This is a genomic window from Pandoraea sp. CB10b_02 (genome assembly GCF_002216225.1).
Taxonomy (GTDB): Bacteria; Pseudomonadota; Gammaproteobacteria; order Burkholderiales; family Burkholderiaceae; genus Pandoraea; species Pandoraea nosoerga.
In genome coordinates, this window is sequence record NZ_NJGW02000021.1 from 39,774 (window position 1) to 51,394 (window position 11,621).

6 protein-coding genes are annotated in these 11,621 nt (G+C 67.8%); 5 read left to right on the plus strand and 1 reads right to left on the minus strand.

Features of this window, described 5'->3' with window-relative positions; all coding sequences use genetic code 11:
- Positions 1–72 precede the first annotated feature (72 nt).
- Entirely contained in the window at positions 73–564 is a 492-nt protein-coding gene (locus tag CDN36_RS18465) for an Lrp/AsnC family transcriptional regulator (RefSeq protein ID WP_039406882.1), read from the plus strand.
- Positions 565–673: 109 nt separating this feature from the next.
- Here CDN36_RS18465 and CDN36_RS18470 read toward each other — a convergent pair whose 3' ends face one another.
- Positions 674–1,189: an FUSC family protein gene (locus tag CDN36_RS18470; protein ID WP_150555471.1), complete on the minus strand. Its 516-nt coding sequence runs from the start codon at positions 1,187–1,189 to the stop codon at positions 674–676.
- A 207-nt stretch (positions 1,190–1,396) separates the two neighbouring features.
- Between CDN36_RS18470 and CDN36_RS18475 the strand changes: the two genes are divergently transcribed.
- From CDN36_RS18475 to CDN36_RS18490, 4 genes are all read left to right on the plus strand, one after another.
- The gene (locus tag CDN36_RS18475) at positions 1,397–7,417 is read left to right on the plus strand and encodes an alpha-2-macroglobulin family protein (protein ID WP_287497535.1); all 6,021 of its coding nucleotides are present in this window, start codon (positions 1,397–1,399) and stop codon (positions 7,415–7,417) included.
- A gap of 19 nt (positions 7,418–7,436) precedes the next feature.
- Positions 7,437–8,168, plus strand: coding sequence for a lysoplasmalogenase family protein (locus CDN36_RS18480; protein WP_150555473.1), 732 nt, complete (start codon positions 7,437–7,439; stop codon positions 8,166–8,168).
- A gap of 61 nt (positions 8,169–8,229) precedes the next feature.
- Positions 8,230–10,464, plus strand: a complete 2,235-nt coding sequence (pbpC, locus tag CDN36_RS18485; protein WP_287497550.1) for a penicillin-binding protein 1C — start codon at positions 8,230–8,232, stop codon at positions 10,462–10,464.
- A 175-nt stretch (positions 10,465–10,639) separates the two neighbouring features.
- Positions 10,640–11,611: a delta(1)-pyrroline-2-carboxylate reductase family protein gene (locus tag CDN36_RS18490; RefSeq protein WP_150555474.1), complete on the plus strand. Its 972-nt coding sequence runs from the start codon at positions 10,640–10,642 to the stop codon at positions 11,609–11,611.
- The last annotated feature ends 10 nt before the right edge of the window (positions 11,612–11,621 follow it).

Consider the following 11,621-nt stretch of genomic DNA (forward strand, 5'->3'; position numbering starts at 1 on the left):
CATAATGCGCCTGTGGTGAAAGTGGTTTGCATAAAGTTCGCATAAAAAAGCGATTTATTGCGGAGAATCGTCATGCTTGATCTGGATAGCTTCGATTTGGCCCTTCTGGACGCATTGCAGAAGGAAGGACGGGCCACGCATCACCAGTTGGCCGAGCACGTGGCGCTCTCTGCGTCACAGATCGGCCGGCGCTTGCAGCGGCTCGAAGCGGCGGGGGTCATCGAGGGATATCGCGTGGTGCTGCGGCCCGAGGCGCTGGGCCTGGCCGTGACGGCGTTCACGACACTGCGTCTGCAGCATCACGGCGACCAGGTCATCGAGCGCTTCCAGGCGGAGATCGATCTGCTGCCCGAGGTGCTCGAGTGTCACGCCGTGGTCGGCGAGGCGGACTACCTGCTGCGAATCGTCGTCCCGGATCTGAACGCGTTGTCGGCGTTCGTCATGAAGCGGCTGATGCAGGTGCCGGGCGTCGAGAACGTTCGCTCGAACATCGTGCTGAGCGCTTTCAAGCGCAGCAACGCGCTGCCCCTCCACTATCTGGCCAACCGGCAGACGTCGCGCTGACAGGCGCGACGGCCCGCAGCCGCGCGCCCAAGCCGTCCTGGCCTTTCGAAACCTTCCGAGGCTTCCGGGCGGCGAGACACGCCCGGAATGGCGCAGTCGTCACGCCGCCTCAGTCGGACGGCATGAGCCACGGTTTCACGTATCGCCCATAGATCAGCGACTGGACCAGGGCGACTGTGGAGCCGACCAGCACCTCAATCACGCGCAGCATGGCGAGGCTCAGTTCTTCATGCAGCCCTTGCTCCTGGCCGCTCAAGGCCGCGGACATCAGGATCACGACCGTTGCCGGCCCGAGCCGCCAGTTCGACGGATAGTTCTGCACCAGCATGGCCGCGAGCGTGGCGATCGTGATACCCAGCAGCATCGGCGCCAGCCCCGGCCCGATCATCAGCAAGACCACACATGCCACGACCGCGCCGGTGATCGTGTTGATCGAGCGCGCCTTGAAGTTGCTGCGCGCCTGCATCGGGTCGGGCTCGGTAACGATGATGAGCGAGATCATCGCCCAGTACGGCTCCGGAAAGCCGGCGGCGCGCAGACCGAACCAGACGATCAGCGAACCGGTGAGGATCTTGACCAGGTAGACCAGCGCGTTCTTCTTCGGATGGAGAAAGGCGATGGACATGGCGCGCTCGCAACGCACATAGGGAAAGACGCCAGTGTGACATAGGCCGCGTCCTGGACCCAATGCGCCGAATTCCGAACGCGTGAAGCATGCGATCCGAATTCTGACGTTCGTCTGGCGAGCGATGCGAGAATCGGCCGGAAACGGTTCGAATTGCCAAGGACTGCAGGTTAGAATCGCCTCACCAGAACTCGGGAGGAGTCCGGCATGCATAGCCGAACGCAACGCGTCTGGCCGGCTGCGCCGTTGGCGTGGGCGGCACTCTGTCTAGGAATGGGGATAGCGGTGCCGGCGCATGCCGCGCGCATCGTCAGCGTGAGCCCCCAGGGTGAAGTGGCCAGCGTGGATCAGGTGGTCGTCAAGTTCGACGAGGCGATGGTGCCCGCCGGCGATCCCCGGGCGAGCGCGCCGGCCACCGTGCGTTGCACCGACGCATCGCTCACCGGCGACGGCCACTGGCTGGAACCGAAGATCTGGGTCTACGACTTCAAACAACCGCTGCCCCCGGGCGCGAAATGTACGGTGGAGGCGCGCAGCGGCCTGTCTGCCGCATCCGGTACGCCGCTCTCGGGCGCCACGCGCTACGCATTCAATACGGGCGGGCCGGCCGTCACCACGATTCGCCCGTCGTATGGGCCGATCGACGAGAACCAGATCTTCGTTCTTACGCTCAACGGCCCCGCACAGCAGGCAAGCGTGACACAGAACGCCTGGTGCGAGACCGAAGGCGTAGGCGAGCGTCTGGGCGTGAAGTGGATCGAAGGCGACACGCGCACGGCGCTGCTCAAGCGCTTCAATCTCGAAAAGCAGTCCGCTCGCGTGGTCATGCTGCAATGCAATCGCACGCTCGCCGCCGGCGCCAAGATGCATCTGGTGTGGGGCGCGGGCATCACCACGCCGTCGGGCGTGCCCACGCGCCAGGCGCGGCGCTTCGAATACGACGTGCGCGAGCCGTTTACCGCGAGTTTCAGTTGCGAGCGCGAGAACGCGAACGCGCCGTGCACGCCGCTGCGTGCGCTGCGCCTGACATTCAACTCGCCGGTCGCGCGCGACATGGCGGCGAAGATACGGTTGCAGGGCGCAGGGGCCGAACGCTCGCCGAAGTTCGGCGATACGGACCGCGCGTCGAGCGTGAGCGACGTGACCTTCGACGCGCCGTTCCCCGAAAAGGCCGAGCTCACGATCACGCTGCCGAAGGGCTTCACCGACGACAGCGGCCGAGCGCTGGACAACGCCAGCGAATTCCCGCTGAAGACGAAGATGGCGACCATGCCGCCGCTGGCCAAATTCGCTGCGGCGCCGTTCGGGATTGTCGAGCGCTTCGCGGAGCCGGGCATGCCGCCGATGCTGCCCGTCACGCTGCGCAAGGTCGAGCCGGCACTTCAGATCAACGGTCTGGGCGTGGCGGGGGAGGCTGCCAGGGCAAACGGCCGCACCCTGCAATTGCGCGTCGATGACGACGTCCAGGTCATGGAATGGCTCTCGCGCGTGCGTCGGTTCGACGAAACGACGATGACGCGCCAGCAGATCGCGCAAGCCATGCCGACGATCCTCACGGCGCCCGCGGCGAAGGAGACGTTCGGGCCGAACGCCGCGACGATCGTGGAAGACAAGCTCACGCGCTACGACACCCGCAGCCTGTCGCTGCTCTCCGGTCTACCGGGCGTGCAGGCCTTGACGTTGCCCGTGCCCAAGGACAAGGACCCGCGTCCGTTCGAGGTCGTGGGTATTCCGTTCCAGAAGCCCGGCTTCTATGTCGTGGAGCTCGCCTCTCCCTCGCTCGGGGCGGCGCTGCTCGGCAAGTCGCTGCCGATGTACGTGCGCACCACGGTGCTCGTGACCAACCTCGGCGTGCACTTCAAGATGGGGCGGGAGAACGCCGTGGCGTGGGTTACCACGCTCGACAAGGGACAGCCCGTGGCCAATGCGCACGTGCGCGTGCTCGACTGCGAGGGCGCCGAAGTGGCGTCCGCCATCACCGACAAGACCGGCGTGGCGAAGATCGACAAATCGCTCGATCGCTACCGCTATTGCGAGAAGACGATGCGCTCGGGCTACTTCGTGGTGGCGCGTACGCAGGGCAACGATCCCGACATGGCGTTCGTGTCGTCGGACTCCGATCGCGGCATCGAGCCGTGGCGTTTCCATGTGCCGACCGACGGCGGCAGCAGTCCGACCCTTCGCGCGCAGACCGTGTTCGATCGCATGCTGTTGCGCGTTGGCGAGACGGTCTCGATGAAACACTTCATCCGCCAGGAGACCATGCAGGGGCTGGCGTTGCCGGCGAGCCTGCCCTCGCGGCTCACGATCACGCATCAGGGCTCGGGGCAGACATACACCCAGCCCATCAAGTGGCGTAACGGACGCCTGGCGGAGAGCAGCTTCCAGATTCCGCAGGGCGCGAAGCTCGGCGAGTACACGGTCACGCTCGACTACAGCGACGGCGATACGCGGCCGAGCACCTATCCCACGTCGCTCGATGCGGGCCATTTCCGTGTGGAAGCATTCCGCCTGCCGGTGCTCGCCGGCTCGATCGGCGTGCGCGACGCTGCGAAGTCCGCGCTCGTCAACAAGACCGAAGCGCCCGTGAGCGTGCAGGTGAATTACGTCTCGGGAGGGCCGGCCGGCAATTTGCCGGTGCGCGTGTCCGCGCTGTTGCGCGTGCGCGACCTGGCGTTCGACGGCTATGACGACTTCAGCTTCACGCCGTATCGGCCGCCATCGGCCCGGTCCGGTGCGCCCGACGACGATCAGGGCGACGACGAGAGTTCGGGTGCGGTCGATCAGAAGCTGGTCGCCGACAAGCAGCGGCTCGTGCTCGACCGAAATGGCGCGGGCAATCTGACGCTCAAGGATCTGCCCAAGGTCGACCGTCCGAGCGACCTGATGCTCGAAGCGAGTTTTGCGGACCCGAACGGGGAGATCCAGACGCTGCGCGGCAATGCCACGTTGTGGCCGGCCAACCTGATCACCGGGGTGCGCAGCGAGAGCTGGGTGTCCGTGACGAACAAGCTGCCGGTCAAGGCGCTCGCACTCGACCTGCAGGGCAAGCCGAAGGCTGGTGTCGCCATGGAGGTGCGCGCCGAAGCGCGCATCACGATCAGCAGCCGCAAGCGCATGGTCGGCGGGTTCTACGCGTATGACAATCGCACCGAGGTGAAGGACCTTGGCAAGGTGTGCAGCGGCAAGACGGACGATCGCGGCATGTTGTCGTGCGACGTGTCGCTCTCCCAGCCGGGGGAGGTCACCCTCGTGGCACAGGCCAAGGATGACAAGGGCAACCTGAGCACGTCGACCACGAGCGTCTGGGTGACCGGGCGCGGCGAAGTCTGGTTCGGTGGCGACAACACCGATCGCATGGACGTGCTGCCGGAGCGCCGCGCCTACGAACCGGGCGAGACCGCGAAGCTGCAGGTGCGCATGCCGTTCCGCTCGGCCACGGCGCTCGTTGCCATCGAGCGTGAGGGCGTGATGGACACGCGCACGATCGAGATTTCGGGCCAGGATCCGAACATCTCGCTCAAGGTGGACCCATCGTGGGGGCCGAACGTCTATGTCTCGGTCCTCGCCGTGCGCGGACGTATCCACGAAGTGCCGTGGTATTCATTCTTCCAGTGGGGCTGGAAGCAGCCGCTGGAATGGTTCCGCGCGTTCTGGTACGAGGGCCGCGAATATCAGGCGCCGACCGGGCTGGTCGATCTCGGCAAGCCGGCGTACCGCTTCGGTTTGGCGGAGTTGCGCGTCGGCACGGCCGGCCAGCGCCTCGGCGTGGAAGTGAAACCCGACGCGCCCACATATCCGGTGCGCGGCCACGCGAAGGTGCGCATCAAGGTCACGCAGCCTGACGGCAAGCCCGTCGCGCCGGGCTCAGAAGTCGCGGTCGCAGCTGTGGACGAAGCGCTGCTGGAACTGGCGCCGAACACCAGCTGGAATCTTCTGGACGCCATGTGGCAGCGGCGAAGCTACAGCGTGACGACGGCCACCGCGCAAATGGAGATCATCGGCCGGCGTCACTACGGGCGCAAGGCCGTGCCGGCCGGCGGTGGCGGTGGCAAGAGTCCTACGCGAGAGCTTTTCGACACGTTACTGCTGTGGCAGCCGCGTGTGACGCTCGACGACAAGGGCGAGGCCACGGTGGACGTGCCGCTCAACGACTCGCTGTCGAGTTTCCGCATCGTCGCCGTGGCCGACGACGGCAAGCCGGGGGCGCAGGCGCTCGGCTGGTTCGGTACGGGCAGTGCAACGATCCGCACCACGCAGGATCTGCAACTGATCTCGGGTCTGCCCCCGCTGGTGCGCGAGGGAGACAACTACCGTGCCCAGTTCACCGTTCGCAACACGACGCAGCACGCCATGCAGGTGCAGCTCACCGCAAGGGCGACCCAGTTGACGCTCGCGCCGCAGAGAATCGACGTGCCCGCCGGGGAATCGCGCGAAGTGGCCTGGGAAGTCACGGCGCCGACCGGGCTTGGCGACACGCGCGCCCAGCGACTGCTCTGGGAGGTCAGCGCGCAGGCGCCGGCCGTGGGCGCCGCGCCCGCGGCAAGCGATGCCATCAAGGTTGGCCAGGACATACAGCCCTCATTGCCGGCGACCGTGCAGCAGTCCGTGCTCATGCAGGTCGAGGGCAGCCTGACGCTGCCCATGGCGCCGCCCACGGGGGCGGTGGCCGACAGTACCGGCAAGTTGCGCGGCGGCGTTCGCGTGAACATGCAGCCGCGTCTGTCGCAGGGGCTGCCGGGCGTGAAGCGATGGTTCGAGCTGTATCCGTATGCGTGTCTGGAGCAGCAGGCATCCAAAGCGCTGGGGCTGCGCGACGTCGCGCAATGGAAGCGGGTGATGGGCACACTGCCGTCGTATCTCGACGACGACGGCCTGGCGAGCTATTTCCCGCCGCAGGAGGGGTTTGCCAGCCAGGGCAGCGACACGCTTACCGCCTATCTGCTTTCTGTGAGCAGCGAAGCCAAGGCGCTCGATCCGGCGTATGCGTTGCCGGACGACGCTCTCGCGCGCATGCAGGACGGCCTCACCGCGTTCGTGGAAGGGCGCCTGACCCGCCGCTTCTGGGCGCCGCGCGACGATCTCACGCTGCGCAAGCTCAGTGCGATCGAGGCGCTCTCGCGATACGGTCGCGCGAATGCGCGCATGTTGAGCTCGCTCACGCTCACGCCGAACGACTGGCCGACCTCGGCCGTGATCGACTGGTACGCCATTTTGCAGCGCTTGCCCGATGCGCCGCAGCGCGCCGAGCGTCTGGCGCAGGCCGAGCAGATTCTGCGGGCACGCCTGTCGTATCAGGGCACGCGCGTGGGTTTTTCGACGCAGGCGAGCGACGACCTGTGGTGGCTCATGGTCGGTCCGCAGACCAATGCCGCGCGTCTGGCCTTGCTCATGAACGCCAATCCGGCGTGGAAGGACGACATGCCGCGGCTCGTGGTGGGCCTGCTCGGCTTGCAGTCGCGCGGCGCGTGGTCGACGACGACGGCAAACGTCTGGGGCGGATTGGCGGTGGATCGCTTCTCCGCACGCTTCGAGCGCGATACGCCCACAGGGCAGACTGCGATTCAATGGCAGCGTGACAATCAGACGAGCGGCGGCGTACAGACGGTGGACTGGGACAAGCTCAAGTCGGGGACCGTGCCGCCGACCGTTTCCCTGCCGTGGCTGAGCCACGCCGCGGTGGGGGCGGACAGCGCACGCGACGTGCTGCGTCTTGACCAGACGGGTGCGGGCAAGCCGTGGGCCACGATCCAGAGTCTCGCGGCGGTACCCCTCAAGGCGCCGTTCTCCGCCGGGTATCGGGTCACGCGCAGCGTGCAGGTGCAGGACGCCGCAGAGCGCAGCGGCGAGAGCTTCGTGCGCGGGGCCGTGCTTCGCGTGCGGCTCGACATCGATGCGCAGGCCGACATGCGGTGGGTGGTCGTGAGCGACCCGCTGCCGGGTGGCGCGACGGTGCTCGGCGGCGGGCTCGGGCGCGACTCGGCGATTGCGACGCAGGGCGAGAAGACCGAGGGCGCCATGCCGGCGTTCGAGGAGCGGGCACAGGACGCCTACCGCGCGTACTTCGACTATCTGCCGAAGGGGCAGCATCGAATCGAGTACACCATGCGTCTGAACAACGTGGGCAAGTTCGCCACGCCGCCCACACGCGTCGAAGCGATGTACGAGCCGGCCATGTACGGCGAGGCGCCGAATGCGCCGGTGCAGGTCGTGCCGGCGAAACCTTGACCCCGGGAGACACGCCGACATGACGCCAAATGCCTTTGCCCTGAGCGCGGCGCTGCCGCGAGAGGCGCGCCGCTTCTGGTGGCTGGCCGCCGTGGCCGGCGCTGCCTATACGTTCTCGCTGCGCGGCGCGCCGTATGCGGACCAGGCGGTGGCGAAGGCGCTGCTGTGCGCGCTGCTGCTCTTCGCCGCGTTGTACCACCGCGCGCCCGGCGAGCGGCCCTGGCTGTGCGCGGCGCTGATCTTCTCCGGCGCGGGCGACGTCCTGCTTGCCATTCCGACGCTCGCACAAGGGTTCGTGCTGGGTCTCGCGGCGTTCCTGCTCGCCCACGCGGCGTACTTCGCGCTGTTCTGGCGCCTGCGTCGGCCGTGGTCGCAAGCGCCGCGCTGGCATCGGGTGGCCATCGTCGTCGTGTGGGTCGCGGCGGCGATTTCCTACGCGATGTATTGGCCAGGCATGGCGGCGCTCAAGGCGCCGGTGGCATGCTACGTGATCGTGCTGGCGATGATGGCCACGGCGGCGCTGCTTGCCGACCTGCCGGGCGAATGGGCGGCCGTCGGTGCGCTGCTATTCACCGTCTCCGATGCGCTTATCGGCACCACGCGGTTCGTGGGCGCGGTGCCGGCGCAGGAATACGCCATCTGGGTCTTCTATGCGCTCGCGCAATTGCTGCTGAGCGCGGGCATCATGGCGCTGCGCGCGCCGCGAGCGCGTGGCGGGGCACAGGACGAGGAGCGTGCTGGCGGTGCGTGAGGTCTTTCGCTCCCACGCGGCACGTCGCGTCGTGCTGCGTGTCGTTCTGGCCCTGAGCCTGATGCCGGCAAGCGCGGCGGTGCGGGCCGTGCCGTCGTTCGACGACGTGCGGCAGGATTGGCGCGCCTCGGACTGGATCCTGCTCGATCGCCACGGCGAGCCGTTGCAGCGCCTGCGCGCCGACATGCAGGCGCTGCGTGGGGACTGGGTAACGCTTGCCGACGTGTCGCCCGCCTTCCGCCAGGCGTTGATCGTCTCCGAGGACAAGCGCTTCTATGCGCACAGCGGCGTCGACTGGCGCGGCGTGGCTGCCGCCGCGTGGGGCAATCTCTGGCACTCGCGCACGCGAGGCGCCTCGACGCTGACGATGCAACTCGCCGGGCTGCTCGACGACGACCTGCGGCCCAGCGCGCGCAAGCGCTCGATGACGCAGAAGATCGGTCAGGCGGCGACGGCGGTGTGGCTGGAACAGCGCTGGCGCAAGGACCAGATTCTCGAAGCGTATCTGAACCTCGTGCCGTTTCGCGGTGAGCTGGTCGGCATCTCGGCCGTGTCGCAAACGCTTTTCGGCAAACTGCCCGTCGGACTGGACGCGCGCGAGGCGGCGCTTGCCGTCGCCTTGCTGCGTGCGCCGAACGCGCCGGCGTCGCGCGTCGCCCAGCGCGCTTGCGCAATCCTTCGCGACCTGGGACAGGCGGCGGACTGCAATGGCCTGGAGGGGTACACGCAACTGGTGTTCTCGCGTCCGGCCAGCGTGATGGCCACGCGCGACGCCGTGAATCTGGCGCCGCATTTCGCACGGCGCGTTTTCAGCGAAACGCGTCCGCCGGCGGGCACACGCGTGACCAGCACCCTCGACGCGCAGTTGCAGCGGGTGGCCGTCACCACGCTGCAGCAAACGCTGCGCGAGCTTGGCGCGCCAGGTCGGTCGCGCAACGTGCAGGACGGCGCCATCGTCGTGATCGACAATGCTAGCGGCGACATTCTCGCGTGGGTCGGATCGTCCGGCGCATTGTCGTCGGCGGCGCAGGTCGACGGCGTGGCGTCGTTGCGCCAGGCCGGCTCGACGCTCAAGCCGTTCCTCTACGCGCAGGCGATCGCCGAGCGGCGTCTGAGCGCAGCGTCGTTGCTCGACGATTCGCCCATCGATCTGCCCACGGGCGGCGGGCTCTACATCCCGCAGAATTACGACCGGCACTTCAAGGGATGGGTCAGCGTGCGCACGGCGCTGGCCTCGTCGCTGAACGTGCCGGCCGTGCGCACGCTCGTGATGGTCACGCCGCGCCGTTTTGCGCAAACGCTCGTCTCGCTCGGTCTGCCGCTCACGCAGAGCGGCGATTACTACGGCTTCAGTCTCGCGCTCGGCAGCGCCGACGTGACACTGCTCTCGCTGACCAACGCCTACCGTGCGCTCGCCAATGGCGGCGTCGTAGGCGCCATCAACGAGCGCATGGGTGGCGAGGCATCGCTCGCGCGCACGGCCGGCGTCGACGGCACGGCGGGAACGCGCACCGTCGCCGGCGAGAAGCGCGCAACACGCAAGCTGGCGCAGACGAGGGTGTTTTCGCCGCAAGTCAGCTTTATCGTGTCGGACATGATCGCCGACCGGCAGGCGCGCACGCGCACGTTCGGCCTCGACAGTCCGTTGTCCACGCGTTACTGGACCGCCGTGAAGACCGGCACGAGCAAAGACATGCGCGACAACTGGGCGATCGGCTACTCGCGACGCTACACGGTTGGCGTATGGGTGGGCAACGCCGACGGCGCGCCGATGTGGGACGTCTCCGGGGTGTCCGGTGCGGCGCCGATCTGGCATCGCGTCATGGACTACCTGCATCGCCGCACGGCGAGCGTGCCGCCCGCGGCGCCCCCGGGGCTCGAACATGTGGCGGTGCAATACGCCGAGCACGTCGAACCCGCACGCGAAGAATGGTTTTTGCCAGGCACCGCGCAGCGCACCCTCGCACTGTCCGCGCTCGCGACGAAGGCGCCGGGCGGGCCGCTGTGGCGCATTGCCGGGCCGGCCGACGGCACCATCGTCGCCCTCGATCCCGACATTCCGCCTGCGAATCAGCGCCTGTGGTTCCAGGTGGCCGCCGCGTGGCCCAACGGCGCGGCCTGGCGTCTCGACGGCAAGCCGCTCGCCGGTCGCGCGCGCGTGAGTTGGCTGCCGTGGCCGGGGCGCCATACGCTCGAACTCGTCGATGCCAGCGGCGCCGTCCGCGACAGCATACGTTTCGAGGTACGCGGTGCGACCGTCAACGACGGTAAGCGCATGCGCAATGCGAGTCGCTGAGCGCATGTGCGCAGCATCGGCGCGACAATGCCATGAATAATTTTTGATGTGGCAGACGCGTCGACGCGATGCGCGCTACACTGAAAACAAGACTTGGCAAAGCGTGACGCGAGAGGATGGCCGCGGGGACGAGACTCGCTGCCTGCGGCGCACGCCCCGAAGCGGAGACATATCGATGATCACGCTGGATGCGCGGCAGACCGCGCAGGTGTTGCCCTACCCGCAGTTGGCCGACGGTATCGAGGCCATGCTCGTGGAAATGCGTTCGGGCACGGCCCGCGCGCCCGAGCGTCTGCACTTTCCCCTCACCGAGCCCGAACGCGGCCGCCGCGGCGGCGTGCTGCTGGTCATGCCCGCCGCCAATCGCGACGTGGCGATGACCAAGCACATCACCGTGCACCCGGAGAATTGCCGCGCCGGCAAGCCGTCCATCATCGGCGAAGTCATGGTGTACGACCCGCACACCGGCGAGCGCCTGATGCTGCTCGACGGACCGACCGTCACCGGGCGCCGCACGGCTGCCGTGACGCTGTTCGCCGCGCGCAAGTTCGCACCGCGCCCGAAAGGCCCGGTGCTTATCGTCGGCGCCGGCGTTCAGGCGCGCGCGCATCTGGAAGCGTTCGCCGCGGGCATGGGCACGCGGCACTTCATGATCTATTCGCGCAGTCCGGAGCGCGCGCACGCGCTGGCGGACCATGCGGCATCGCTCGGTGTGGAAGCGACGGTGGTGGACGCCATCGAGCCGGTGCTCGGCACGGTCAGTATCGTGATCACGGCCACGACCAGCAGCGAGCCGGTGCTGCCCGACAGCGACGCGATCCGCTGGCGCGACGACATCTTCGTCGCCGGCGTGGGGGCGTTCCGTCCCGACATGCGCGAATTGCCGCCCCAGCTGTGCCGCGATGCGGCCGTGCGCGGCACGCTCGTCGTCGATACGTGGGAGGTCAAGCACGAGGCCGGCGATCTGCTGCACGCGGCCCTCGATTGGGGGCGCGCCGCACCGCTCATGGACGCGATCATCACGCCCGACCGTTTCCGCTCGAGCGGGCCGGTGCTCTTCAAGAGCGTCGGCTATGCGCTGTGGGATCTCGCGGCGGTGCTGTGCGCCCGCGCGAATCTCGACAAGGACGGCGTCCCCGTCGGCTGACCGCGCGGCG